The following is a 24,021-nucleotide window of genomic DNA, read 5'->3' as shown; positions in this document are numbered from 1 at the left end:
GGGGCCCGGCCACGTTGCCGGGGTGAGGGGGTGGCCATTCCAGTGGGGCACAAGATCAAAGCGCCCACCACTTGAAGGCGTAAGCAACGTGGGAGACCCTACGTCTTCATTTTTCGAAGTCAATAGAACGTGACGAAGAAGTTTCTCCCAGGTTTTGACCAGGTTGAGTTCAACACTTGAAGTGATCTTGGTTTAGCCGAGTCGACTACTGATCACCTTCGACACTCCGTCGCCCTGCATGGACACTCCGTAGAGCGCGTCGGCGACCTCCATGGTCCTTTTCTGGTGGGTGATCACGATGAGCTGGGAGCTCTCCTGGAGCTCCTTCATGATGGCGATCAGACGCTGGAGGTTGGTGTCGTCCAGGGCCGCTTCGACCTCGTCCATGACGTAGAACGGGCTCGGGCGGGCCTTGAAGATCGCCACGAGGAGGGCCACGGCGGTGAGGGAGCGCTCGCCGCCGGAGAGCAGGGAGAGTCGCTTGACCTTCTTGCCCGGCGGACGGGCCTCGACGTCCACACCGGTGGCGAGCATGTCGTCCGGGTCGGTGAGGACCAGGCGGCCCTCGCCGCCGGGGAAGAGGCGGGAGAAGACGCCCTCGAACTCGCGGGCCGTGTCGTGGTACGCCGCGGTGAAGACCTCCTCCACCCGCTTGTCGACGTCCTTGACCACCTGGAGGAGGTCGCTGCGGGTCTTCTTCAGGTCCTCGAGCTGCTCCGAGAGGAACTTGTGGCGCTCCTCCAGCGCCGCGAACTCCTCCAGGGCGAGCGGGTTGACCTTGCCCAGCTGCTGGTAGGCGCGCTCGGCGGCCTTGAGGCGCTTCTCCTGCTCGGCCCTGTCGTAGGGGACGGGCCGGTTGCGGGGGTGGTCCGGGTCCTCGGGCAGCTCCTCGCCCTCCGCCGGGGGCGAGGGGGGAACGGGCTGGTCGGGGCCGTACTCGGCGACCAGCCCGGCCGGCTCGACGCCGAGCTCCTCCAGGGCCCTGGTCTCCAGTTGTTCGATCCGCAGCCGCTTCTCGGCGCCCAGCACCTCGCCCCGGTGAACCGAGTCCGTGAGCTTGTCCAGCTCGTTCTTCAGCTCGCGCGCCCGGTCGCGGCCTGCGGTCAGCTCGACCTCCCGCTCGGCCTTGGCGGCCTCCGCCGCCTGCCGCTCCTCGTCGGCCCGCACGAGCGAGACCTCGACGTGCGCCAGCAGCTGACGGGCTCCGGCGGCGACGGCCGCCGCGACCTCGGCCTCGTGACGCAGCCGACTCCGGCGCCGCTCGGCGCGCTCGCGCGCCTCGCGCTCGGCCCGGGCCGCCCTGTCCAGCGCGTCCGCCCGGCCGGAAAGCGCCTTCACGCGCTCCTCGTGCGTACGGACCTGGAGCCGGGCCTCCATCTCGGTCTGCCGCGCGTTGGCCCCGTCGGCGGCGAGGCGGTCGCGTACGGACGTGTCGGGCTCGTCCGCGCCGTCCTCGTCGAAAGTCCGCTCCTGGGCCGCCGCCAGACGCTCGGCCAGCTCCTCGGCCTCCTCGGTGGCACGGGCCAGGGCCTCCCTGGCGCGATCGGCGGCCGCGGCCGTCCGCTCGGCCTCGCCGGCCGCCGCCCGGGCCGCTCCGGCGAGCCGGCCGAGGGCCTGGGCGGCCTGCGACCTGTCCCGGTCGGCGGCGCTGCGCCGGGCCCCGAGCTCCTCCACGAGCGCGGCGCAGCGGGCACGGTGCTCCTCGGCGTCGCGCCGCCGCGCGTTCAGGGCGGTGCAGCGCGCGTCGAGTGCGGTCAGCTCGGCCGCCGCCTCGTCGACGGCCGCCTGGACCTCCAGCAGGCTGGGCGCTCCGCTGGAGCCGCCCTGCGCGAAGTGGGCGCCGAGCAGGTCCCCCTCGGCCGTCACGGCCGTCAGCGCGGGGTGCGAGGTGACGAGGTCCTCGGCGTCCTCGAGGGTGTCGACGACCACGATGCCGCGCAGGAGCCGGCGCACGGCGGGCCGCAGTTCGAGGGGGGCGCGCACGAGTTCGGCGGCACTCCGGTGCGGGCCGGGCGGTTCCGGGGCCTCCTCGGGGGCCCCGGTGAGCAGCAGGACCGCGCGGCCGGCGTCCTCCTTCTTCAGCAGGCGCAGGGCCTCGGCGGCGGCGGAGGGGCTCGTGGCGGCGAGCGCGTCCGCCGCGGCGCCCAGCGCGGCGGCGACGGGAAGTTCGTAACCCGGGGTGACGGACAGGAGTTCCGCGGCCGGGCCGAGGAGTCCGCCCAATCGTTCCTTCGCCGACAGGAGCGCACCCGTGCCGTCCTTGCGGCGCAGGCCAAGGGCCAGGGCGTCGTGACGGGCGGTGATCGCCGCCCGGCGGCGCTCGGCCTCGGTCGCCTCCTCCCGGGCGGCTTCGAGGGCGGCCGAGGCGTCGGCGAGGGCGGCCTTGGCGCTCTCGTGACGGCCGGTCAGCTCGGCGTCGTCCGCGTCGGCGCCGTCGGCCTCGGCCTGCCGGCGCTCGTACTCCTCCTGTGCGGCCGCGGCCCGCTCGGCCGCCTCGTCGCGGGCGGCCGCGAGGCGGCCGATCTCGGCCTCGGCCGAGGCGGCCCGGCCGCGGGCCGCGGTGACCTGGCCGTGCAGCCGGGCGAGCTGTTCGCGGCGGTCGGCGATGGCGCGGGCGGCGTCGCGCAGGCGGCGCTCCTCCTCGGCGAGCCGGCGTTCGAGGTCGGCGCGGTGCTCGGCGGTGTCCTCCAGGGCCCGGCTCGCGGCCTCCAGGGCGGCTTCGAGTTCCGCTTCCTGTTCGCGGATGCGGACGGCCTCCCGCTCGAGGTCCTCCGGGTCGCGGCCGCGCCGCTCCTCCTCGGGGGCGGTGGTGGCGCTGACGACGCGGGCGTCCGCGAGGCTGACCGTGCCGCGCACCCGCTCGGCCAGGCGGGAGAGTTCGTACCAGGTCTGCTGGGCCCGGGCCAGGCACGGGGTCAGCTCGCGGACCTGCTCCTCCAGCGCCGCCTCGCGCTGGGCGGCCGTGCGCAGCTCGGCCTCGGCCGCCTCCTTGCGGCTCTTGAGGGCGGCCTCGTCGGCGATCTCGGTGCGCAGGGCCTCGCGCAGGGCGACCAGGTCGTCGGCGAGCAGCCGCAGCCGGGCGTCGCGCAGGTCGGCCTGGATGACGGCGGCCCGGCGGGCCACGGCGGCCTGCCGGCCGAGCGGCTTGAGCTGGCGCCGCAACTCGTCGGTGAGGTCCTGGACGCGGGCGAGGTTGGCGCGCATCGCGTCCAGCTTCCGCAGCGCCTTCTCCTTGCGCTTGCGGTGCTTGAGGACGCCGGCGGCCTCTTCGATGAAGGCGCGGCGGCCCATGGGGTCGGCGTGCAGGACGGAGTCGAGCTGGCCCTGGCCGACGATGACGTGCATCTCGCGGCCGATGCCGGAGTCGGAGAGCAGCTCCTGGATGTCCAGGAGCCGACAGGTGTCCCCGTTGATCTGGTATTCGCTGCCGCCGTTGCGGAACATGATCCGCGTAATGGTGACCTCGGCGTACTCGATGGGGAGCGCGCCGTCGGAGTTGTCGATGGTCAGCGAGACCTCGGCGCGGCCCAGCGGGGGGCGGCCGGTCGTCCCGGCGAAGATGACGTCCTCCATCTTGCCGCCGCGCAGCGACTTGGCGCCCTGCTCGCCCATGACCCAGGAAAGGGCGTCGACGACATTGGACTTCCCGGAACCGTTGGGACCCACGACGCAGGTGATGCCGGGTTCGAAGCGCAGGGTGGTGGCAGAGGCGAAGGATTTGAACCCGCGCAGGGTCAGGCTCTTGAGGTGCACGCGGTAGGACTCTACCGTTCATCTCGGTTTCACCCGGGAACGTGCCGGGCACATCATCCGTAGGAGGCGACGGGGGAAATCTGGCGATTCTCCGGAAACGACGAAGGGACGCCGAAGCGTCCCTTGCAACTGCAACTCTCAAGCGGCTGACAGTGCAGCCCGACCGGGCCCCCGGGGCAGGGCAGCGCGATCAGGCGAGCGCAGGCTCCGCCTTGGTTACGTCGATGCTGTCGAGCAGCGAGTCACCGTGGTGAGCGGCGGCAGCCAGCGCGTCGTTCTCGGCCTGCATCCGAATGAGCTCGGATTCGAGGTCCTGGACACGCTGCTGGAGCCGTCGCATCTCGGAGAGGACTCGGGGGTCGGAGCCGCCGACGTAACCGAGAAGCGCCTTTGCCATGATGGATGGTCCTCCACACTGAGTGACCGACCGTAGCGGTGTGGGTCGTGAGGGATTCGCACCCGCGGTGTCTGCCATCACATACTGCGGTGTTTCAATGCCAAACAGCTAAGGTGCGCGGGGCTTCCAGAGTCTCACCAAATGGTTTGACGGTCAACACGATCACACCCTGTATCCACGGGCGTCCCGGGGGTGCACGCGGGAGAAACCGCGCCGCATTCCGCTCCCGGGGCCCGAGGGGCGTAGAGATCATCCGTTGAGAGGCAGCCTTGCACGATGCGGCCGAGTTGGCAACCATCAGGCAATTTCCAGTGAACACATATGCCAAAGGCATATGTGTTCGTAGGTCATCCCCCGTGACCGACCTTCGGAATCGAGTCGGAATGCGATTTCCCGGTCGTGCGATCAGCGGATCTCGAAGCCGTCGTATCCACCCTTGGGTGTGTCCCAGATCTCGGTGACACCGTCCACGCGCCCGGGCGTGTCGCCCTTCCGGAGCCAGTCGAGCAACTGTTCGCACCCCTGACGGGACCCCTCGGCGACGACCTGGACCCGGCCATCGGCGAGGTTGGAGGCGAAGCCGATCAGCTCCCCGATGCGCAATGCGTTGGCCCGGGTGAACCAACGGAAGCCGACACCTTGCACATGACCACGGACCCACGCAGTGAGGCGGACATCTTCGTTCATGTCTGCACGTTAACCGGCCAATTACATAAGCAGCACTTCGGCCCGGCACACCGTGCCGTACAGTCGCGCCCAAATACGGCTCCCCCGTACGAGTGACGCACTTTCACGCCGAACACGTAAGGAAGGCAGCGGATGGGTCGCCATCGACGCTCTGCCCGCGCGACCGCTGACGAAGCGGTGGCGAATGCCCGGAAAGCCCGGGATCCCCTCACGAGCGAGTCGGCCGAAGTGTTCGAGCTCGAGGATCCGGCCGAAGCAGTAACCCAGCCCATCCCCGTCATCCGCACCGCTCCCCCCGGTGCCGGACGCCACAGGAGTCCGCACCGGGCCAAGCGGACCCGGGCGGGCGCGGCGGGCAAGGCCGGTGGCAGGACCGGCAAGGCGAGCAAGACGGCCAAGGGCGGCAAGGCCACGGCGCCCGGCCGGCGCACGGGACTGCTGGGCGCGTCCGCCGCCGTGGCCATGGGCGCGGTCGCGGTGGTCTCCGGACTGCTGCCCAGCGGTGTCTTCTCGATGGGCGGCGGCGCCGGGCACTCCCCCGGCGCCGGTACGACGGGGCAGGTGCGGGCCGACGGTCCGCCCGAGACCCCCGAGCAGCACTCCCGCCCGGCCGCCGCCCCGGCGGACCGGGCGGACCAGCGCGAGCAGCCGCGGCAGCGGGCCCGGGCGGCGCGGGCGGGCGGCGTGGACGAGGCCGGTCTGCGCGAGTCGGTACCGGCGAGCCGGGGGGCCGAACGCCCGCCGTCCGCCCCGGCCTCCGCGCCCCCTTCCTCGGCGTCACCGTCGGCCACGCCCGCCGACCGGTTCGCCGGCGCCGATCCACGCCGCGGTGCCCCCGCCGCGCGGCCGGCCCGCACGGCGGTGAAGCCGCACTCCCCCGCGGCCGCCGCCGACGACGGCCTGGCGCAGGTGCACGGCACGCTGGCCGACCCCCGGTCGTCAGCGGCGCACCTGGTGCTGTCCCTGGTCAACGCGGAGCGGGCGAAGGCGGGCTGCCGTCCGCTGCGGGCGAGCGGCAAGCTCAACCGCCTCGCCCAGTCCTTCAGTGACGACATGGCCCGACGGGGGTTCTTCGACCACACCGACCCGGAGGGCAGGACGCCGTGGGACCGGGCCGCCAAACGCGGCGTCAGGAACCTGGGCGGGGAGAACATCGCGCGCGGCCACCCGGACGCGCACACGGTGATGGACGCCTGGATGCGCAGCAGCGGTCATCGGGCGAACATCCTCAACTGCGACTACAAGAGCATCGGCGTCGGAGTGCATCACGGCGGCAACGGCCCTTATTGGACGCAGGACTTCGGCTACTGAACGCCGCCGCCCCGGCCCGGACGGTCTCCAAGCCGTCCGGGCCGGGGCGGGGGTGCGCCGGGCGGGGTGCGTCAGAGGGCGGCGCGGCCCGCGACGTAGACCCGCGCCTGCTCGGCGATGCGGCGGCCGAGGAGCTCGGCGGTGGCTATGTCGGCCTTGTGCACGCCCTCGGGGCCCTGGTCGTTGTTGGTCTGGGCGCCGGCGCCCAGGAAGAAGCCGAGGCGGTTGATGTCGTTCTCGGAGGCCGTGGAGCTGTTCCAGCCGGGCATGGCGCCGAGGCCCACCCAGTGCATGCCGTGCTGGGCCGCGAGGACGGTGAAGAACTGCAGGGTGTGCAGCTTGTCGCCGCTCTTGGAGGCGGAGTTGGTGAAGCCGGCCGCCAGCTTGTCCTGCCAGGCGCGGGTGAACCAGCGCTTGGAGGTGGCCTCGGCGAAGACGTGGAAGGCGCCGGAGGCGGTGCCCATGTAGGTGGGCGAGCCGAAGACGATCGCGTCGGAGGCGTCGAGCTGCTCCCACTGGGCCTCGGTGATCTCGGCGACGTTGATCAGGTTGACGGTCGCGCCGGCCTCGGTGGCACCGGTCCGGACGGCTTCGGCGAGGACGGCGGTGTGGCCGAAGCCGGAGTGGTAGGCGATGGAGACGACAGGCGTGGTCACAGGGGGCTCCAGGAAGCGGTTGCGCCGAATGGGTGACCACAGGAAAGCACTAACTTTTAGAAAGCGCAACCTACTGGTTAGCGCTGCATCACAGTATGGTGTCCTCATGACGACGCACGACGGCCCGGACGAGCACCTGCCCTTCGACGTCTTCGCGCGCAACTGCCCGGCGCGCGACACCCTGGGGCACGTCACGGGTCGCTGGGGCAGCCTCACGCTCGGCGCGCTCCGCGAGGACACGCTGCGCTTCAACGAGCTGCGCCGGCGGGTGGAGGGCGTCAGCGAGAAGATGCTGGCGCAGACGCTCCAGGCGCTGGAGCGTGACGGGCTGGTGCACCGCGAGGCGCAGCAGACCAACCCTCCGCGGGTGGACTACCGGCTGACGCCGCTGGGACGGGAGGCCGCCGAGCGGCTGCTGAGCCTGATCGAGCTGCTGGAGGAGCGGATGCCGGAGGTCCTGGCGGCTCAGGAGCGCTACGACGCGGGGCGCTAGGGCTTATCGCGCGGGGCGCGGAGCGGGCTGGCAGCGCGGGCAGAAATAGCTGGAGCGGTTCATCCAGGGCCGGCGGCGCATCGCCGTGCCGCAGCGGCGGCAGGGCTCGTCCTCCCGGCCGTAGGCGTCCAGCGAGCGGTCGAAGTACCCCGACTCGCCGTTCACATTGACGTAGAGCGCGTCGAAGCTGGTCCCGCCGGCGGCGAGGGCCTCGTTCATGACCTCGCGGATGTGGGTGAGCAGCTCGGCCGTGCGCGGCCGGGTCAGGCCCGCCGTCGGCCGGTCGTAGTGCAGCCGGGTGCGCCACAGCGCCTCGTCGGCGTAGATGTTGCCCACGCCGCTGATCAGCGACTGGTCGAGCAGCGCGCGCTTGATCGTCGTGCGGCGCCGACGCAGCGCGGCGTGGAAGGCGTCGTCGTCGAAGGCGGGGTCGAGGGGGTCGCGGGCGATGTGCGCGATGACGTCGGGAAGGCCCTCACTGTCCCCGGGCACCGTGTCGTGCAGCGAGAGCCCGCCGAAGGTGCGCTGGTCGACGAAGCGCAGCTCGGTCGCCTCGGCGTCGGCGAAGCGGACACGGATGCGCAGGTGCTTCTCGTCGGGCGAGCCCTGGGGCTGTACGAGCAGCTGACCGCTCATGCCGAGGTGGGCCAGGACGGCCCGGGCCGGGGCTTCGCCCGTGTCCGTGGGCGGCTCGACGGGCAGCCAGAGGTACTTGCCCCGCCGCCGGGCGGGGCCGAGGCGCTGCCCGGTCAGCTGGGCGGCGAAGTCGTCCGGCCCGGCGAGGTGGCGGCGTACGGCCCGGGGGTGCAGGACCTCCACCGCGGCGACCGTGCGCCCGCAGACCCAGCGCTCCAGGCCACTGCGGACGACCTCGACCTCGGGCAGCTCGGGCACGGCATTCCTTCCGGGACGGGAACGGGAAGAGAAAAAGGGGCCGGCCCGGGGGGGGGCGGGGCCCCCCCGGGCGGGCCGGGGGGGGGGGCGGGGGGCCCCCCCCCCCCCGCGGGGCGGCGGGGGCCCCCCCCCCCCCCCCCGCCCGCCGCCCCCCCCCCCCCCCCCCCCCCCCCCCCCCCCCCCCCCCCCCCCCCCCCCCCCCCCCCCCCCCCCGGCCCGGGTATCAGTTCGCCGTGCCCGGCACGCTGTCGGAGGACGCGTCGTCCCCCGGCACCACACCGGATTCGGCGGCGGCCTTCTCGGCCGCCACGCGGGCTTCCGCCGCGCTGTTGATGGCGCGCCAGGCGGATTCCGCCGCCTGCTGCTCCGCTTCCTTCTTGCTGCGGCCGGTGCCGGTGCCGTACGCGACACCACCGACGCGGGCAGCAGCCGTGAAGGTCTTCTCGTGGTCGGGACCGGTCTCGGAGACCAGGTACTCGGGGACCCCGAGACCCTCGGTGGCGGTCAGCTCCTGGAGGCTGGTCTTCCAGTCCAGGCCTGCGCCGAGGTTGGAGGACTTCTCGATCAGCGGATCGAAGAGCCGGTGCACCAGCTCGGCAGCGGCCTCCAGGCCCTGGTCGAGGTAGACCGCACCGATGACCGCTTCGAGGGTGTCCGCGAGGATCGACGCCTTGTCCCGGCCGCCCGTGCCCTCTTCGCCCCGGCCGAGCCGGATGAAGGAGCCGAGCTCCAGGCCGCGGCCGACCTCCGCCAGCGCCCTCGAGTTGACCACCGCGGCCCGCAGCTTGGCCAGCTGGCCCTCGGGCAGGTCGGGGTGGATGCGGTAGAGGGTGTCCGTGACCACCAGACCCAGGACCGAGTCCCCGAGGAACTCAAGCCGCTCGTTGGTGGGAAGACCGCCGTTCTCGTACGCGTAGGACCGGTGCGTCAGCGCACGCACCAGAAGGGCGGTCTCGAGTGTGTACCCGAGCCGCCCTTCCAGAAGCGTGTGAGACGAGGCCGTGTCCGCCGGCGCCGATCCATTCCCGCGACTGCGGGACGGCGTAGTGGCATCTGACATGAAGCCTGTCACCCGCCGATCAGACCGCGATGACCTGGCGCTTGTTGTAGGTGCCGCAGCTCGGGCACGCGATGTGCTGCAGCTTCGGCTCGTGGCAGCTAGCGCATGCCACCAGGGTGGGGACCGCAGCCTTCCACTGCGACCGGCGGTGGCGCGTGTTGCTGCGCGACATCTTCCGCTTCGGAACAGCCACGGCTACTTCTCCTGTGAGTCATCCCCGTTGGCACGGGGTGCGTTTTCCTTCTCGCCGTCCTGGTCGGAACCGGCGAGTCCCTGCAGTGCCGCCCAACGGATGTCGACGGCGTCGTGGTGGTGGTCCGGGTCGTCCGCCAGCCGTGCCCCGCACTCGGAGCACAGGCCAGGGCAGTCTTCCTGGCACACCGGCTGCAGCGGCAGTGAGAGCACCACCGCGTCCCGCAGCACGGGTTCGAGGTCGAACATGTCGTCCTCGAGGAAGAGCATGTCCTCCTCATCGTCCTCGGCGTCGTCGCCGGTGTCCGCGTGGCGGCTCCGGGCGTCGGCGTCGGGGTAGGAGAACATCTCCTGGAAGTCCGCTTCGAGCTCTCGCTCCAGCGGCTCCAGACACCTTACGCACTCCCCGGTGAGCGGTGCACGGGCGGTGCCTGTGACGAGCACCCCTTCCATGACCGACTCGAGCCGGAGGTCCAGCTCCACCGCGGCGCCCTCGGGCACACCGATGACCTCGATGCCGAGGTCCTGGGGAGCGGGGACGGAGCGGGAGACCCGCTTCAGCGCGCCGGGTCGCCGGCCCAGCTCGCGTGTGTCGAACACGAGAGGGTTGCGGGGATCAAGGCGGGCGTTCAGGGCTTCCTGCTTTCTACGCTGCGGTGACGACGACCCCCGGGCTCTGACGCACGGAGGGCAGCCTGGATCGCGGACGTACACGCGACCGAAGAGCCAGGATACTGGACGGCTCGCCCTGGACCCAATCCGGACCCATCGGACCGGCCGGCGAGGCCGGTTCAGCGCCCCTGTTCGTACCGCCGGAGCTGGTCGAGGTCGATCATCGAGGTGTCGAAGAGGCTGGTCTCGTCGAGCGCCCCGCCCTGCGGCTGCTGACCCTGGGCGTGCTGGGGCTGGTACGGCTGGGCGTGCTGCTGCGGCTCGCCGTAGCCCCCCGGGGCGCCGTAGCCGTGCCCGCCGTCCTGGGGCTGCCAGCCGTAGGGGTCGGGCTGCTGGTAGCCGCCGTGGACGGCGTACGGATCGGTCTGGGGTGCGTAGGGGGCGCCCTGGTGCTGGGGGTAGCCGTACGGGTCCTGCTGAGCGGCATAGGCGGGCGCGGGGGCGGCGTAGTCGCCCCAAGCGGGCTGCGGGGGCTGCTGGGGCTCCTGAGGCGCGGAGTAGGGCTGTGGCGCCTCCTGCGGGGCGGCCAGCTCGGCCAGGAAGTCGGCGTCGCTCGTGGGGCGGCCGGTACGCAGACCGTCCTGGGCGGCCATGTGGGCGCCGAGCTCGTCCGCGGGCCGGGCCCCGAGCAGCTTCTCGCGGCCCCGCCCGACGGCCTCCAGCGTCTTGGCCAGCACCGCCGAGACGGCGCCCATCTTGGCGTCGACGTACTCGTCGGCGCGGTGGCGCTGGGTCGCGGGGTCGGCGCTGCGCTCCGGAGCGTCCTCGTCCGCCGACTGGGCGTCCGCGCCGGGCAGGCCGAGCAGCTTCTCGCGGCCGCGGTCGACCGAGCCGATGGTCTTGGTGAGGACGACCTCGAAGTTGGCGAGCTTGCTGTCGACGTAGTCGTCGGCCTCCGCGCGGATCTCCGCCGCTTCCCGCCGGGCCTCGGCGAGGATGCGGTCGGCCTCCTCCTGGGACTGGCGGGCGACCTCGGTGTCGGAGATCAGGGAGCCGCGCTGGGCGCGAGCCGACTCCAGGATGCGCTCGGCCTCCTCGCGGGCGTCCGCCACGAGCTGCTCCCGGCCGCCGATGACCTCCCGCGCCTGGGCGAGCGAGCCGGGCAGGGCGCCGCGCACCTCCTCGAGCAGGGCGAGCAGCTCGGCCCGGTTGAGGACGCAGGAGGCCGACATGGGCAGGGCACGGGCGCCGGCGACGGTCGTGACGATCTCGTCGAGCTTCTTCTGGACGTCCACCTTGACGGTCGCCGCCTTCTTGGAATCCGGGGGGCCTTCCGGCCGACGTAACGAACGAGACGACTGTACGGCCGGCGGACCCGCCCCGCAGCTACTGACGGCCCGTCAGATTCTCACTGCTGCCCCAGCCGCTCCTTGAGCGCCTCCAGCACCAGCGGCGGCACCAGGTGGGAGACGTCGCCACCCCAGGTCGCGACCTCCTTGACCAGGCTGGAGGAGAGGAAGCTGTAGGTGGGGTTGGTGGGGACGAACAGGGTCTCGACGCCCGAGAGCCCGTTGTTCATCTGGGCCATCTGCAGCTCGTAGTCGAAGTCGCTGACCGCCCGCAGGCCCTTGACGATGGCGGGGATGTCACGCTGCTTGCAGAAGTCGACGAGAAGGCCGTGGAAGGACTCGACCCGCACGTTGCCGTACTCGGCGGTGACCTGCCGCAGCAGCTCTATCCGCTCGTCGACGGTGAACAGGCCCTGCTTCGACTTGTTGATCATCACGGCCACGTGCACGACGTCGTACAGCTTGGACGCGCGGGCGATGATGTCGAGGTGTCCATTGGTGACGGGGTCGAACGACCCCGGACAGACGGCGCGGCGCAACGGTGGTTCCTCGCTCTCCGGTCCATTCATGACGTGCCTGACGGTGTGTCGGCAGTGCACGCCGAGGCGGCGCGACCGTACCAAAGCGTCCCCTCGCCGTAACGACGGGCCCTCAGTGCGTCAAAGCCGTCCGGCCAGCGGAATTCCCCGCCCCGGGTGCTGCGCTCCACGGTGATCAGCGCGTCGTCCGCGAGCCAGCCCCCGGTACGCAGTGTGAGCAGGATCTCGCGGAGCTCGTCGTCGCTCACGACGTAGGGCGGGTCGAGGAAGACCACGTCGTACGGGCTCGCCGGCGGCGGGCCGGCGACGGCCTGCTCGGCCTTGCCGCTGCGCACCTCGGCGCCCGGCAACCCGATCGCACGGACGTTCTCCCGGATGACCCGGACCGCGCGGGCGTCCGCCTCGACCAGCAGGACGTGCGCGGCGCCGCGCGAGAGGGCCTCCAGTCCGACCGCGCCCGAGCCGCCGTAGAGGTCCAGCACACGCGTGCCGTCCAGGGTGCCGAGGAGGGACACCCAGGTGGAGAACAGGCCCTCGCGCGCCCGGTCGGAGGTCGGACGGGTGCCGGTGCCGGGCGGCACGGCCAGGCGGCGTCCGCCGGCGGCGCCGGCGATCACGCGGGTCATGGGGTCTTAAGTCCTTCGCGGTGGGTGGCGCGGTGTCGTGTGGTGTCGGCGGCGGGGGCCGCCGCCCCTTCAGCGTATGGCGTCGGCGCCGCGGCGGCCGCGCGGGTGCGGCGGGAGCTCATCCCTTGTCGAGGAATTCCTCCCGCTCCTTGTCCAGCAGGGCGTCCAACGCGGTGCGCAGCGCGGGCAGTCCGGCCAGCTCCGGGTCGGCCGCCACGATCGCCGCGGCCTCCTCGCGGGCGGCCGCGATGACCTCCTCGTCGTCGATGACGGTGAGCATCCGCAGGCTGGAGCGGACGCCGGACTGCGCCTGGCCGAGCACGTCGCCCTCGCGGCGCTGCTCCAGGTCGATGCGGGAGAGCTCGAAGCCGTCCAGGGTCGCCGCGACGGCGCCCAGCCGGGCCCGGGCGGGGCTCGCCTCGAAGGCCTCGGTGACCAGCAGGCACAGCCCCGCTGCCGAACCGCGGCCCACCCGGCCGCGCAGCTGGTGCAGCTGGGAGACGCCGAACCGGTCCGCGTCCATGATCACCATGACCGTGGAGTTGGGCACGTTCACGCCCACCTCGATGACGGTCGTGGCGACCAGGACGTCGACCTCACCGGCCGCGAAGCGGCGCATGACGTCGTCCTTGGCGTCGGGCTGCATCCGTCCGTGCAGCACCTCCACGCGCAGGCCGGCCAGCGGTCCAGCGCCGAGCTGCTCGGCGATCTCCAGGACGGCCAGCGGCGGGCGCCGCTCGGCGTCCTCCCCGGCCTGCTTCTTCTTGCCGTCCTCCTCGTCGCCGATGCGCGGGCACACCACGTACGCCTGGTGGCCGCCCTCGATCTCCTCGCGCACCCGCTCCCAGGTGCGGGCGAGGAAGTGGGGCTTGTCCTTGGCGGGCACCACGTGGGTGGCGATCGGCGAGCGGCCGGCCGGGAGCTGGTCCAGCACGGACGTCTCCAGATCGCCGAAGACGGTCATGGCGACCGTGCGCGGGATGGGCGTCGCGGTCATCACCAGCAGGTGCGGGGGCTGCTTGCCCTTGGAGCGCAGGGCGTCGCGCTGCTCGACGCCGAAGCGGTGCTGTTCGTCCACCACGACCAGGCCCAGGTCGTGGAACTGCACCTTGTCCTCGATCAGGGCGTGGGTGCCGACGACGATGCCGGCCTCGCCCGTGACGAGGTCGAGCAGCGCCTGCCGGCGGGCGGCGGTGCCCATGGAGCCGGTGAGCAGCACGACCTTCGTGCCCTGCTCGGCGCCGCCGAGCATGCCGCCCTCGGCGAGCTCGCCCATCATCTCGGTGATGGAGCGGTGGTGCTGCTGGGCGAGCACTTCGGTGGGGGCGAGCATCGCGGCCTGGCCGCCGGCGTCGACGACGCCGAGCATGGCGCGCAGGGCGACCATCGTCTTGCCGCTGCCGACCTCGCCCTGCAGCAGGCGGTGCATGGGGTGCTCGGTGGCCAGGTCGTCGAAGATCTCGGCGGAGACCTTCCGCTGGCCGTCGGTGAGGGTGAAGGGCAGCTTGGCGTCGAAGGCGTCGAGCAGGCCGCCGGCCAGCGGCTTGCGGGGCACGGCCGGCAGCTGGGAGTCGGCGTGGCGGCGGCGGGCGAGGGCGACCTGCAGGACGAACGCCTCGTCCCACTTCAGCCGGGACCGGGCGTCCTCGATCTCGGCCTTGGTGCGCGGGCGGTGCACCTTGCGCAGCGCCTCCGGCAGCGGGAGCAGGCCGCGGCCCGCGCGCAACGCGTCCGGCAGCGGGTCGACGACGCTCTGCCAGCCGGTGGCCTCCATCGAGGCCAGCACCACGTCGACGGCGTTGGAGACCTTCCAGGACTCCATCTGCGAGCAGGCCGGGTACAGCGGGATCAGCTGGTTGGCCCATGCCTCGACGGCGTCCGCGCCGCTGTCCTCGCCGAGCATCTCGTAGGCGGGGTGGGAGAGCTGGCGGATGTTGCGGAAGGTGCCGACCTTGCCCGCGAACATGCCGCGGCGGCCGGGGACGAGCTCCTTTTGGTGGTGGTAGATCGACCGGCCGAAGAAGACCAGCTGGAGCCGGCCGCTGCCGTCGGTGAGCGTGACCTCCAGGCGCTGGCCCTTGCCGTTGTTGAACTTCAGCACGCGGGCGTCGCTGACCTGCGCGACGACCGTGACGTGCTCGTCCAGCGGCAGGTCGGCGAGCCGGGTCAGCTCGCCGCGCTCGGCGTAGCGGCGCGGGTAGTGGTGCAGCAGGTCGCCGACCGTGTGCAGGTCGAGGTGCTCGGCCATCACCTTCGCGGTGTTGCCGCCGAGAGTCTTGTGGAGGGGTTCTTCGAGCGCGGGCACGCGTTCCATTGCACACCACGCCTGTGACAACCGGGCCCATTCGGTGCCCGTCGCGGCCTATTCGATGCCGATGAGGAGCCGTGCGGACTGCTGTTCGCCCCGGTAGACCAGGGTGTCGACGGCGAGGTGGCCGTCGCGTACGTGCCGTTGCAGGCGCTCGGCGACGGCGTCGGGGACCTCCGCGCCCAGGACGAGGGTGACCATCTCGCCGCCCGCCGCGAGCATCCGGTCCAGCACGGTCTCGGCGGTCCGGGCGAGCTCGGCGCCGATGACGGCGACGTCGCCGTCGATCAGGCCGAGCACGTCGCCGGCCTGGCAGACGCCCGCCATGGTCCAGGACTGCCGCTCGGCCACGACGAGCTCCGCGTAGCGGGTGGCGCCGGCGGCGGCGGTCATGGCGACGACGTCCTCGTCGAAGCGGCGGCCGGACTCGTGGACGGCCAGGGCCGCGATGCCCTGGACCGGCGAGCGGGTGGGGATCAGCGCGACCCGTACGCCCTCGCTGCGCGCCTGTTCGGCGGCAGCGGCGGCGGTGTGCCGCAGGTCGGCGTCGTTGGGCAGCAGGACGACCTCGCGCGCGTGGGCGCGCCGGACCGCCTGGAGCAGCTCGCCGGCGGCGGGCGGCTCCCCCGGTCGCACGGCCACCACGGTCGCCCCGGCCTGCTCGCACAGGGCCGCCAGTCCGGCGCCGGGCACGACCGCGACGACGGCCCGCTGGGCGGGCTCGCGGACGCGGGTGCGCTCCTGGTCGGCGGCGAAGTGGGTGATGCGGATGCGGTACGGGCGCCCGGCCTCGACGCCCGCCTCGACGGCGGCGCCGGCGTCGTCGACATGGACGTGGACGTTCCACAGCCCGTCGCCGCCGACGACGACCAGGGACTCGCCCAGTGCGTCGAGCCGGGTGCGCAGGCGGGCCACGGCCGCGTCGTCGGCCTCCAGCAGGTAGATCACCTCGAAGGCGGGGTCGCCGCCCGCGGCGGCGTCGCCGAGGTCGGCCGGGCAGCCTTCGCTCTGCCAGGAGTGAGGGGTGACGGCACCCCGCGCGCCGCCCGCCGCGCCGGGTGCCGCGCCGGGTGCCGGCTCCCCGCCGGCCAGGGCGGCGGCCAGGGCGCCCAGGACCTCCACGAGGCCCTTGCCGCCGGCGTCGACCACTCCGGCCCGGCCGAGCACCTCCAGCTGGCGGGGGGTGGCCTCCAGGGCCGTACGGGCCCCTTCGTGCGCGGCCCGGGCGACGGCCGCGCCGTCGCCGGCGGTGGTGGCGGCGGCCTCGGCCGCGGCCGCGGCGACGGTCAGGACGGTGCCCTCCACGGGCCGGGCGACCCCTTCGTACGCGGACTCCACCGCGCGCCGCAGGGCCCGCCGCAGCAGCGCCGCGTCGTCGGGGCCGGGGCCGCCGGGGCGGTGATCCCTGTCACCGGCCGCCACCAGGACCTCCGCCATGCCGCGCAGCAGCTGGGCGAGGATGGTGCCGGAGTTTCCGCGCGCCCCTATGAGCGCTCCGTGGGCCATGGCCCGTACGGCCTCGGCCAGGTCGGGGCGGGAGGCGGGGCCGGTGGTGGCGTGGCCCTCGAAGACGGCGTCGACCGCGCGGGTGGCGGACTCGACGGTCAGGTAGAGGTTGGTGCCGGTGTCGCCGTCCGCGACGGGATAGACGTTGATCGCGTCGATCTCCTCGCGGCTGCGGCCGAGCGCGTCGAGCGCCAGCGCGCACCAGGTGCGTACCGCATCGGCGTCCAGCGTGGGCGGCACCTGTGTCCTCCTCGGACTCTCGGGACGGTGGGCAGTGCTGGAGCAGAGTAGTCCGGCCGGGGCGGCGGACGGGCGGGCCGGGCGGGGTCCGGGGCGGTCATGGTAGTTTCGTTGTCCAGGAGCGGTCGTTGTATGCTGCTCCGGTTGCCTGATGAGAATCAGGCCATACCCCCTGGCAAGCCAGTCACCACCGACATCGGTACGCCGGGATTTCCCGTAAGTGCATCTGAAGTCTTTGGAGTGACCCGTGGCTGCCAACTGCGACGTCTGCGGCAAGGGGCCGGGCTTCGGCAACAACATTTCGCACTCGCACCGCCGTACGTCCCGTCGCTGGAACCCGAACATCCAGCGTGTGCGTGCCGTGGTCGGTCGGACGCCGAAGCGCCTCAATGTCTGCACCTCGTGCATCAAGGCCGGCAAGGTCTCGCGCTAACTAGCTAGTAGCGCGGCAGCCTCGCCGACCCTTGAAAGCCGGTCCCCTTCGGGGGGCCGGCTTTTCGCTGTCCCTCTCACCGGGGCTCCGCCCCGGATCCCGGTCCTCAAACGCCGGACGGGCTGGAAAATCCAGCCCGTCCGGCGTTTGAGGACAAGAAACGGTGAAAGGGCGGGTCAGGGGATCATCCAGCCGTGCCGCACCGGGCCGATACCGCGCCCCAAGGCGAAGCCCGCCGCGATCGCGCCCGTGACGTAGTCCTTGGCGGCAGCCACCGCCTCCGGCACCGCCAGCCCCTTCGCGAGCCCGCAGGCGATCGCACTCGCCAGCGTGCACCCCGTCCCGTGCGTATGCCGGTTGTCGTGGCGCGGCGCCCGCAGCCAGTGTTCGTCCGTGCCGTCCGTCAGCAGGTCGACCGCGTCACCGCGGAGGTGGCCGCCCTTGATGAGGGCCCACCGCGGGCCGAACGACAGCACCGCGTCCGCCGCGTGCCGCAGGTCGGCCTCGGTTCTCACCCGTACGCCCGTGAGCCAGGCGACCTCGTCCAGGTTGGGGGTGGCGACGGTGGCGGCCGGCAGCAGCTTCGTGCGGACCGCGTCGAGGGCGGAGGCGGCCAGCAGGGCATCGCCGTGCTTGGAGATGCCGACCGGGTCGACGACCACGGGGGCGCCCACGTCCGCCAGTAGGGCGGCGACCGTCTCCACCAGCTCCGCCGAGGCCAGCATGCCGGTCTTGACGGCCTGGACGCCGATGTCGTCGACGACGCTGCGGAACTGGGCCCGTACGGCCTCGGCGGGCAGCGGCCACGCGCCCTGGACGCCCAGGGAGTTCTGGGCGGTGACGGCGGTGACCACGCTCATGCCGTGCGTGCCGAGGGCCAGCATCGTCTTCAGGTCGGCCTGGATGCCCGCACCGCCGCCGGAGTCGGATCCGGCGACGGTCAGCACGCGTGGGGGTATCGGCATGGCGCCGAATCTACTCCCCCGGCTCCATGTCCCCGAAGTGGTCCCAGCCGCCCGCCTTGTCCCAGGGGGCACCGTCCACGGTGACCTGGGGCAGCGCGGAGGGGTTGACGACCTCGCCGATGACCTTCCAGCGGGCCGGCAGCTTCACGTCGGGCGGGAACGTCGCCACGATGGCGTGGTCCTCGCCGCCGGTCAGCACCCACTGCAGCGGGTCGACGCCCACGGCCTGCCCGATGTCCAGCATCTGGGTGGGCACGTCGATGGCCGCCGTGCGCAGGTCGATGCGGACCTTGCTGGCCTCGGCGATGTGGCCGAGGTCGGCGATGAGGCCGTCGCTGACGTCCGTCATGGCGGTGGCGCCGAGCGCGGCGGCGGCCGGACCCGCGTGGTACGGGGGCTCGGGCCGCCGGTGGGCCTCGACGAAGGCGCGCGGCGAGCGGAAGCCGCGGGAGAGCACGGCGAGTCCGGCCGCCGACCAGCCCAGCCAGCCCGTGACGGCGACGACGTCGCCGGCCCGGGCGCCGGAGCGGGTGACCGGCTCGTGGTTGCGCAGGTCGCCCAGCGCCGTGATGGCGACGGTGATCGTCTCACCGCGCACCACGTCCCCGCCGACCACCGCCGCGCCCGCGACCTGGCACTCGTCGCGGATCCCGTCCATGAGCTCGGTCGGCCAGGTGGCGGGGAGCTCGGCGGGTACGACGAGGCCCAGCAGGACCGCCGTGGGCACCGCGCCCATGGCGGCGATGTCGGCGAGGTTCTGCGCGGTGGCCTTGCGGCCGACGTCGTAGGCGGTGGACCAGTCGCGGCGGAAGTGGCGCCCCTCCAGGAGCACGTCCGTACTGGCCACGACCCGGCGGTCGGGCGCCGCTACCACCGCGGCGTCGTCACCCGGCCCGAGCCGGACCGCCGGGGTGGTGGTGAGCCGGGAGGTCAGCTCTCTGATGAGCCCGAACTCCCCCAACTCGCCCACGGTGCCTTTCACTGAGCTCCTCCTCGGAGTGTCGGTTGCCCTGTTCGTGACGTGTCCCGCGCCGCGCAGGCCGCGCGGGTCTCCCCGCACCGTGCGGCGACGCGGTACCGTGGCGTCTCTTCTCCCCACATGATCCTCGAAGCCGCCCTGGAGGTTCCGTGGTACAGGCGTACATCCTGATCCAGACCGAGGTCGGCAAGGCGTCGACCGTGGCCGAAGTCATCGGCAAGATCCCGGGAGTGATCCAGGCCGAGGACGTGACGGGGCCGTACGACGTCATCGTGCGTGCCCAGGCCGACACCGTGGACGAGCTCGGCCGGATGGTGGTCGCGCAGGTCCAGAAAGTGGAGGGCATCACCCGCACCCTGACCTGCCCGGTCGTTCATATCTAGCTCCCCCGTATGCTCGGCCGGTGAAGTCTTCGCTCCGCCGGCCCCTCGGCCTGCCCTCCGTCGCCGTGCTCCTCGCGGCCGTGGCCTGTTCGGGCCCGGACGCCGGGGCGGGCCCGGCGGTGCCCTCGCCGCCGGAGCGGCAGGCCGCGCTCTGCCGGGCGCTGCACAAGGAGCTGCCGAAGACCGTGGGCGGGCTCGAGCGGCGCGGCGCCGAGCCCGTCTCGGACCTCACCGCCGTATGGGGCGGCACCCACGGCGAGCCGGAGATCTCGCTGCGCTGCGGGGTGACCAAGCCCGCTCTGCTCAAGCGGAACCCCGCCACCGACTCGATGGACGTCAACGACGTCGGCTGGCTGCCCGAGCGGCAGCCGGACGGCAGCGTGCGCTGCACCACCGTCCGGCGTGAGGCGTGGGTGGAGGTGACGCTGCCGAAGAAGGTCGTCGGTGAGGGCGGTGACCTGAGTGCGCTCACCGACCTCTCCGGCGCCGTCCTGAAGACGATCCCCGAGGGGATCATCTCCTGACGGCCCTCTCCGGCGTTGCGCTCAGCGCAGCCCCGTCGGCCGCCGCAGGGCGGCCTGGACGAGACGGTCGACCAGCTCGGGGTACTCCACACCGCTCTCCTGCCACATGCGCGGGTACATGGAGATGGGTGTGAAGCCGGGCATGGTGTTGATCTCGTTGATCACGTACTCGCCGTCCTCGGTGAGGAAGAAGTCCGCACGGACCAGTCCCTCGCAGGAGACGGCCTCGAAGGCCTGGACGGCCAGCTCCTGCACCCGGCGCGTCTCGTCCTCGCTCAGCGGGGCGGGCACGATGCCGGAGGCGGAGTCGATGTACTTGGCCTCGAAGTCGTAGAAGTCGTGCGCGCTGACCGGGGGGATCTCGGCGGGCACGCTGGCGCGCGGACCGTCCTCGAACTCGAGCACGCCGCACTCGATCTCGCGACCGCGCAGCAACGATTCGACCAGGATCTTCGGGTCGTGGCGGCGGGCCTCGGCGATGGCCTCGTCCAGGCCGGAGGCGTCGTCGACCTTGGTGATGCCCATGGACGAGCCGGCGCGGGCGGGCTTCACGAACAGCGGCCAGCCGTGCTCGCCGGCGAAGTCCACGATCTTCTTGCGGGCTGCGGCGGGGTCGGTGTCCCACTCACGGGGCCGGATCACCTCGTACGGGCCGACGGGCAGCCCGTAGGAGATGAAGACCCGCTTCATGTACTCCTTGTCCTGGCCGACGGCGGAGGCGAGGACGCCGGCGCCGACGTAGGGGACGCCGGCCAGGTCCAGCATGCCCTGGAGGGTGCCGTCCTCGCCGTAGGGGCCGTGCAGCACGGGGAAGACGACGTCGACCTCGCCCAGCGCCTTGGGAACGGCGCCCGGCTCGACGTAGACGACCTCACGGCTGGAGGGGTCGGCGGGCAGCAGCACGCCGCCCTCCGCCGAGTCGGTGAGCTGCTCGACGGCCGGCAGCGTGCGGCCGGCGATCGTCATGCGTTCGGGGTCGTCCGCGGTGAGGACCCAACGGCCGTCAGTGGTAATGCCGATCGGCAGCACGTCGTACTTGCTGCGGTCGATGGCGCGCAGCACGGCGCCTGCGGTGACCACGGAGATGGCGTGCTCGGAACTGCGGCCGCCGAAGACGACCGCGACACGCGGCTTCCGGTCAGGGCTCTGGGGGGAGTTCTCGCTGCTCATAACGCGTTGAGAGTACCTGGTGGCAGGAGGTGCGTCAGTGCCGCTCGGCCTTGGCGCTGCGTGACATGAGTTCCTTGAGGGCCACCATGGGCGGCTTGCCCTCGTGGACGATGTCCACCACGGTCTCGGTGATCGGCATGTCGACATGATGACGTCGGGCCAGATCGAGCACGCTCTCACAGGACTTGACGCCCTCGGCGGTCTGCTTGGTGACCGCGATGGTCTCCTCGAGGGTCATGCCGCGGCCGAGGCTGGCGCCGAAGGTGCGGTTGCGGGAGAGCGGCGAGGCGCAGGTGGCCACGAGGTCGCCCATGCCCGCGAGACCCGCGAAGGTGTGCGCGTCGGCGCCCATGGCCAGGCCCAGCCGGGTCGTCTCGGCCAGTCCGCGGGTGATCAGGGACGCCTTGGCGTTGTCGCCCAGGCCCATGCCGTCGGCGATGCCCACGGCCAGGGCGATGACGTTCTTCACGGCGCCGCCCAGCTCGCAGCCGACCACGTCGGTGTTGGTGTACGGGCGGAAGTAGGTGGTGTGGCAGGCGGCCTGGAGGCGCCGGGCGACGGACTCGTCGCGGCAGGCGACGACGGCCGCGGCGGGCTGCCGGGCGGCGATCTCCTTGGCGAGGTTGGGCCCGGTGAGGACGGCGACCCGGTCCGGGGAGACCTTGGCGACCTCCTCGACGACCTCGCTCATCCGCTTGGCCGTGCCCAGTTCGACGCCCTTCATCAGGGAGACGAGCACGGTGTCGGCGGCCAGCAGGGGCGCCCACTCGGTGAGGTTCCCGCGCAGGGTCTGCGAGGGGACGGCCAGCACGGTGAACGCCGCGTCGCGCGCCGCCTCGGCGGGGTCGGTGGTGGCCCGGACACCGGCGGGCAGCTCGATGCCGGGGAGGTAGTCGGGGTTGGTGCGGCCGGTGTTGATGGCGTCCACGAGGGCGGCGCGGCGGCCCCACATGGTGACCTCGCAGCCCGCGTCGGCGAGGATCATCGCGAAGGCGGTGCCCCAGGAACCGGTGCCGAATACGGCGCAACGCGTCACTTGCTGTCCTCCTGCGGCCGCTCGCCGCGGTTGTGGCGGGCCGCGGCGCGGGCCTTCTTGAGGGTGTAGGGCTCGGCGGGGGCCGGCTCGCCGCGGAGTTCGGCGAGCAGTTCCGTGATGGCCTTCATGATGACGTCGGTCGCCTCGCGCAGGACCTCGCCGGTGGGCTCCTTGCCGTAGTAGGCGGAGAGGTCCACGGGCGGGCCGGCCAGGACCCGCAGGGTCTTGCGGGGGAAGAGCCGCAGCTTCTTCTCCTTGGCGTAGGGCGGCATGGCCTCGTTGGCGCCCCACTGGGCGACGGGGATGACCGGGGCCTTGGTCAGCAGGGCGACGCGGGCGGCGCCCGTCTTGCCCTCCATGGGCCACATGTCCGGGTCCCGGGTGAGGGTGCCCTCGGGGTAGAAGGCCACGCACTCGCCCTTGTTGATGGCGTCCACCGCGGCCCGGAAGGCGTTGGCGGCGTCGGTGCTCTCGCGGTAGACGGGAATCTGCCCGGTGCCGCGCAGCAGCCCGCCGACGAAGCTGCCCTTGAAGAGGGCGGCCTTGGCGAGGAAGCGGGGGACCCGCCCGGTGTTGTACTGGAAGTGGGCGTACGACAGCGGGTCGAGGTAGGAGTTGTGGTTGACGGCGGTGATGAATCCGCCGTCGGCCGGAATGTGCTCCATTCCGCGCCAGTCCCGCTTGAACAGAACCACGAGCGGCGGTTTTGCCAACACCGCCGTAAAGCGGTACCAGAAGCCGATTCTGTGGCGGGACACTCGGACACCCTTCCGTTGGGACCTGAAGCTGCTTCGGGCGTGCTGCTCACCCGGGGGCCGGACAAGTGTCGCCCCAGGTACCCGGTCTGTCGAGAACACCGTAACCCCGCACTCCGCACCGGGCTGCGGCAGCGGGTGACAATGGGCCGGGTACGAGAGATAGGGGGCGGACGTGCTCTGGACGCTGGTGGTGCCGCTGAAGCCGCTGGCCGCGGCCAAGAGCCGCCTCACGGCGGGGGCCGGCCGGCTGCCGGGGCCGGCGCTCGCGCTCGCCTTCGCCCAGGACACCGTGCGGGCGGCGCTGGCCTGTGAGCGGGTGCGGGATGTGGCGGTCGTCACGGCGGACCCGCTGGCGGCCGCCGAGGTGGCCGCGCTGGGCGCCCGGGTGCTGTCCGAGCCGCCCGGCGACGGCGGACTGAACGCGGCGCTGGCGCACGGTGCCCGCACGGTACGGGCCCGCCGGCCGCATTCCGCGGTGGCCACCCTCAATGCGGATCTGCCGGCGCTGCGCCCGGTGGAACTCGGCCGGGTGCTCGATTCCGCCGCCGAATTCCCCCGCACTTTTCTCGCCGATGCCGCCGGAATCGGTACGACGCTGCTGGCCGCGGCCCCCGGAATGGAATTGGCTCCGGCGTTCGAGGGGCGTTCGCGCGCCCGTCACAGGGCTTCGGGAGCCCGGGAGATCCTCCTGGCGGACGTGGATTCCGTGCGCCGGGACGTGGACACGGAAGACGATTTGCGGGCCGCTCTCGCCCTGGGCGTGGGGCCCCGCACGGCGGCCGTCGCGACCGGCGTGCCGATGGGCGGGCGGGTGGCCGACTAGGCTGCTGGCCATGCAGGCCACCGCGTACACCTTCGATCCTTCGACCCGCTCCGGGAGCGTTCTCCTGGACGACGGCACGCCCGTGCCCTTCGACGGGGCGGCGTTCGACGCCGGCGGGTTGCTGCTGCTGCGGCCCGGGCAGCGGGTGCGGATCGAGTTCGCGGCGCCCGGGGACGGCGCCCGGGGCGAGGCCGGGGGCCCGGCGGACGCGGCGGGCCCGGTGGCGGGCCGGCGCATCACGCTGGTGACGCTGCAGACCTTCTGAGGACGGGGCCCCACGGGGGCCGTACGCACCGCGGGCCGGGCTCCCCGAAGGGAGCCCGGCCC

The 24,021-nt window shown here is 72.7% G+C and carries 25 protein-coding genes; 7 read left to right on the top strand and 18 right to left on the bottom strand.

Annotation, left to right across the window (positions count from 1 at the left end; translation table 11 throughout):
• Positions 1 to 192: 192 nt before the first annotated feature.
• From smc to ACIGXW_RS12220, 3 genes are all read right to left on the bottom strand, one after another.
• The gene (smc, locus tag ACIGXW_RS12230) at positions 193 to 3,753 is read right to left on the bottom strand and encodes a chromosome segregation protein SMC (RefSeq protein WP_399572369.1); all 3,561 of its coding nucleotides are present in this window, start codon (positions 3,751 to 3,753) and stop codon (positions 193 to 195) included.
• Between the two features lie 190 nt (positions 3,754 to 3,943).
• Positions 3,944 to 4,150 carry a hypothetical protein gene (locus tag ACIGXW_RS12225; protein WP_071964637.1) on the bottom strand — a complete coding sequence of 69 codons (207 nt, stop codon included), beginning with the start codon at positions 4,148 to 4,150 and terminating at the stop codon, positions 3,944 to 3,946.
• A 405-nt stretch (positions 4,151 to 4,555) separates the two neighbouring features.
• The gene (locus ACIGXW_RS12220; RefSeq protein WP_071964639.1) at positions 4,556 to 4,837 is read right to left on the bottom strand and encodes an acylphosphatase; all 282 of its coding nucleotides are present in this window, start codon (positions 4,835 to 4,837) and stop codon (positions 4,556 to 4,558) included.
• A gap of 228 nt (positions 4,838 to 5,065) precedes the next feature.
• On the opposite strand from ACIGXW_RS12220, the gene ACIGXW_RS12215 reads away from it, so the two are divergent.
• Complete coding sequence (locus ACIGXW_RS12215) at positions 5,066 to 6,148, top strand: CAP domain-containing protein (RefSeq protein ID WP_399572367.1); 1,083 nt, start codon at positions 5,066 to 5,068, stop codon at positions 6,146 to 6,148.
• Positions 6,149 to 6,219: 71 nt separating this feature from the next.
• On the opposite strand, the gene ACIGXW_RS12210 is transcribed toward ACIGXW_RS12215, so the two are convergent.
• Positions 6,220 to 6,804: a flavodoxin family protein gene (locus ACIGXW_RS12210; RefSeq protein WP_399572365.1), complete on the bottom strand. Its 585-nt coding sequence runs from the start codon at positions 6,802 to 6,804 to the stop codon at positions 6,220 to 6,222.
• Positions 6,805 to 6,910: 106 nt separating this feature from the next.
• Here ACIGXW_RS12210 and ACIGXW_RS12205 point away from each other — a divergent pair, with 106 nt between their 5' ends.
• On the top strand, positions 6,911 to 7,297 hold the full coding sequence (locus ACIGXW_RS12205; RefSeq protein WP_071964641.1) for a helix-turn-helix domain-containing protein: 387 nt from the start codon (positions 6,911 to 6,913) through the stop codon (positions 7,295 to 7,297).
• 3 nt (positions 7,298 to 7,300) lie between these two features.
• Here the strand turns inward: ACIGXW_RS12205 and mutM are convergent, their stop codons facing one another.
• The 9 genes from mutM to ACIGXW_RS12160 all read right to left on the bottom strand — a co-directional run bounded on the left by mutM (position 7,301) and on the right by ACIGXW_RS12160 (position 16,623).
• Positions 7,301 to 8,191 carry a bifunctional DNA-formamidopyrimidine glycosylase/DNA-(apurinic or apyrimidinic site) lyase gene (mutM, locus tag ACIGXW_RS12200; protein ID WP_399572363.1) on the bottom strand — a complete coding sequence of 297 codons (891 nt, stop codon included), beginning with the start codon at positions 8,189 to 8,191 and terminating at the stop codon, positions 7,301 to 7,303.
• 223 nt (positions 8,192 to 8,414) lie between these two features.
• Positions 8,415 to 9,251, bottom strand: coding sequence for a ribonuclease III (gene rnc, locus ACIGXW_RS12195; protein ID WP_399572361.1), 837 nt, complete (start codon positions 9,249 to 9,251; stop codon positions 8,415 to 8,417).
• Between the two features lie 19 nt (positions 9,252 to 9,270).
• Positions 9,271 to 9,444 (bottom strand): 50S ribosomal protein L32, encoded by a 174-nt coding sequence (gene rpmF / locus ACIGXW_RS12190; RefSeq protein WP_360915403.1) that lies wholly within the window; start codon positions 9,442 to 9,444, stop codon positions 9,271 to 9,273.
• A gap of 2 nt (positions 9,445 to 9,446) precedes the next feature.
• Positions 9,447 to 10,043 carry a YceD family protein gene (locus ACIGXW_RS12185; RefSeq protein WP_399572359.1) on the bottom strand — a complete coding sequence of 199 codons (597 nt, stop codon included), beginning with the start codon at positions 10,041 to 10,043 and terminating at the stop codon, positions 9,447 to 9,449.
• A gap of 191 nt (positions 10,044 to 10,234) precedes the next feature.
• On the bottom strand, positions 10,235 to 11,350 hold the full coding sequence (locus tag ACIGXW_RS12180; protein ID WP_399572357.1) for an ATP synthase F0 subunit B: 1,116 nt from the start codon (positions 11,348 to 11,350) through the stop codon (positions 10,235 to 10,237).
• A 113-nt stretch (positions 11,351 to 11,463) separates the two neighbouring features.
• Positions 11,464 to 11,973 carry a pantetheine-phosphate adenylyltransferase gene (coaD, locus tag ACIGXW_RS12175; protein WP_071961648.1) on the bottom strand — a complete coding sequence of 170 codons (510 nt, stop codon included), beginning with the start codon at positions 11,971 to 11,973 and terminating at the stop codon, positions 11,464 to 11,466.
• Entirely contained in the window at positions 11,970 to 12,569 is a 600-nt protein-coding gene (rsmD, locus tag ACIGXW_RS12170) for a 16S rRNA (guanine(966)-N(2))-methyltransferase RsmD (protein ID WP_071961647.1), read from the bottom strand. Before rsmD ends, coaD begins: the two co-directional genes overlap by 4 nt.
• A gap of 118 nt (positions 12,570 to 12,687) precedes the next feature.
• Complete coding sequence (gene recG / locus ACIGXW_RS12165; protein ID WP_071961646.1) at positions 12,688 to 14,883, bottom strand: ATP-dependent DNA helicase RecG; 2,196 nt, start codon at positions 14,881 to 14,883, stop codon at positions 12,688 to 12,690.
• Positions 14,884 to 14,931: 48 nt separating this feature from the next.
• Complete coding sequence (locus ACIGXW_RS12160) at positions 14,932 to 16,623, bottom strand: DAK2 domain-containing protein (protein ID WP_399572355.1); 1,692 nt, start codon at positions 16,621 to 16,623, stop codon at positions 14,932 to 14,934.
• 247 nt (positions 16,624 to 16,870) lie between these two features.
• On the opposite strand from ACIGXW_RS12160, the gene rpmB reads away from it, so the two are divergent.
• Positions 16,871 to 17,056 (top strand): 50S ribosomal protein L28, encoded by a 186-nt coding sequence (rpmB, locus tag ACIGXW_RS12155; RefSeq protein WP_003957616.1) that lies wholly within the window; start codon positions 16,871 to 16,873, stop codon positions 17,054 to 17,056.
• A gap of 176 nt (positions 17,057 to 17,232) precedes the next feature.
• Here rpmB and thiD read toward each other — a convergent pair whose 3' ends face one another.
• Both thiD and ACIGXW_RS12145 read right to left on the bottom strand, forming a co-directional pair.
• Positions 17,233 to 18,021 carry a bifunctional hydroxymethylpyrimidine kinase/phosphomethylpyrimidine kinase gene (thiD, locus tag ACIGXW_RS12150; protein WP_399572353.1) on the bottom strand — a complete coding sequence of 263 codons (789 nt, stop codon included), beginning with the start codon at positions 18,019 to 18,021 and terminating at the stop codon, positions 17,233 to 17,235.
• 10 nt (positions 18,022 to 18,031) lie between these two features.
• On the bottom strand, positions 18,032 to 19,003 hold the full coding sequence (locus tag ACIGXW_RS12145; protein ID WP_360917611.1) for a thiamine-phosphate kinase: 972 nt from the start codon (positions 19,001 to 19,003) through the stop codon (positions 18,032 to 18,034).
• 146 nt (positions 19,004 to 19,149) lie between these two features.
• On the opposite strand from ACIGXW_RS12145, the gene ACIGXW_RS12140 reads away from it, so the two are divergent.
• Positions 19,150 to 19,383, top strand: a complete 234-nt coding sequence (locus ACIGXW_RS12140; RefSeq protein ID WP_360917608.1) for an Lrp/AsnC ligand binding domain-containing protein — start codon at positions 19,150 to 19,152, stop codon at positions 19,381 to 19,383.
• 20 nt (positions 19,384 to 19,403) lie between these two features.
• Positions 19,404 to 19,907 (top strand): DUF3515 domain-containing protein, encoded by a 504-nt coding sequence (locus ACIGXW_RS12135; RefSeq protein ID WP_071965947.1) that lies wholly within the window; start codon positions 19,404 to 19,406, stop codon positions 19,905 to 19,907.
• Positions 19,908 to 19,928: 21 nt separating this feature from the next.
• Here ACIGXW_RS12135 and ACIGXW_RS12130 read toward each other — a convergent pair whose 3' ends face one another.
• The 3 genes from ACIGXW_RS12130 to ACIGXW_RS12120 are packed head-to-tail and all read right to left on the bottom strand — an operon-like array spanning position 19,929 to position 22,871.
• A complete protein-coding gene (locus ACIGXW_RS12130; RefSeq protein WP_399572350.1) occupies positions 19,929 to 21,077 on the bottom strand; it encodes a D-alanine--D-alanine ligase family protein in 1,149 nt (382 codons plus the stop codon).
• Positions 21,078 to 21,111: 34 nt separating this feature from the next.
• Positions 21,112 to 22,113, bottom strand: coding sequence for an NAD(P)H-dependent glycerol-3-phosphate dehydrogenase (locus tag ACIGXW_RS12125; RefSeq protein ID WP_071961642.1), 1,002 nt, complete (start codon positions 22,111 to 22,113; stop codon positions 21,112 to 21,114).
• A complete protein-coding gene (locus ACIGXW_RS12120; RefSeq protein WP_071961641.1) occupies positions 22,110 to 22,871 on the bottom strand; it encodes a lysophospholipid acyltransferase family protein in 762 nt (253 codons plus the stop codon). The genes ACIGXW_RS12125 and ACIGXW_RS12120 overlap by 4 nt, the downstream gene beginning before the upstream one ends.
• A gap of 172 nt (positions 22,872 to 23,043) precedes the next feature.
• Here ACIGXW_RS12120 and cofC point away from each other — a divergent pair, with 172 nt between their 5' ends.
• Positions 23,044 to 23,694, top strand: coding sequence for a 2-phospho-L-lactate guanylyltransferase (cofC, locus tag ACIGXW_RS12115; RefSeq protein WP_399572349.1), 651 nt, complete (start codon positions 23,044 to 23,046; stop codon positions 23,692 to 23,694).
• 10 nt (positions 23,695 to 23,704) lie between these two features.
• Positions 23,705 to 23,959, top strand: a complete 255-nt coding sequence (locus ACIGXW_RS12110) for a hypothetical protein (RefSeq protein ID WP_399572347.1) — start codon at positions 23,705 to 23,707, stop codon at positions 23,957 to 23,959.
• The last annotated feature ends 62 nt before the right edge of the window (positions 23,960 to 24,021 follow it).

The organism is Streptomyces sp. NPDC053079, assembly GCF_044546695.1.
In the GTDB taxonomy this organism is placed as follows: Bacteria; Actinomycetota; Actinomycetes; order Streptomycetales; family Streptomycetaceae; genus Streptomyces.
This window is presented reverse-complemented; position numbering and strand designations above follow the sequence as displayed.

Coding starts and splice junctions, on each gene's coding strand:
- ACIGXW_RS12110 (WP_399572347.1), top strand. CDS start 23,705: ATGCAGGCCACCGCGTACACCTTCGATCCTTCGACCCGCTCCGGGAGC.
- thiD (WP_399572353.1), bottom strand. CDS start 18,021: ATGCCGATACCCCCACGCGTGCTGACCGTCGCCGGATCCGACTCCGGC.
- rnc (WP_399572361.1), bottom strand. CDS start 9,251: ATGTCAGATGCCACTACGCCGTCCCGCAGTCGCGGGAATGGATCGGCG.
- rsmD (WP_071961647.1), bottom strand. CDS start 12,569: ATGACCCGCGTGATCGCCGGCGCCGCCGGCGGACGCCGCCTGGCCGTG.
- ACIGXW_RS12205 (WP_071964641.1), top strand. CDS start 6,911: ATGACGACGCACGACGGCCCGGACGAGCACCTGCCCTTCGACGTCTTC.
- coaD (WP_071961648.1), bottom strand. CDS start 11,973: ATGAATGGACCGGAGAGCGAGGAACCACCGTTGCGCCGCGCCGTCTGT.
- ACIGXW_RS12220 (WP_071964639.1), bottom strand. CDS start 4,837: ATGAACGAAGATGTCCGCCTCACTGCGTGGGTCCGTGGTCATGTGCAA.
- recG (WP_071961646.1), bottom strand. CDS start 14,883: ATGGAACGCGTGCCCGCGCTCGAAGAACCCCTCCACAAGACTCTCGGC.
- ACIGXW_RS12225 (WP_071964637.1), bottom strand. CDS start 4,150: ATGGCAAAGGCGCTTCTCGGTTACGTCGGCGGCTCCGACCCCCGAGTC.
- ACIGXW_RS12130 (WP_399572350.1), bottom strand. CDS start 21,077: ATGAGCAGCGAGAACTCCCCCCAGAGCCCTGACCGGAAGCCGCGTGTC.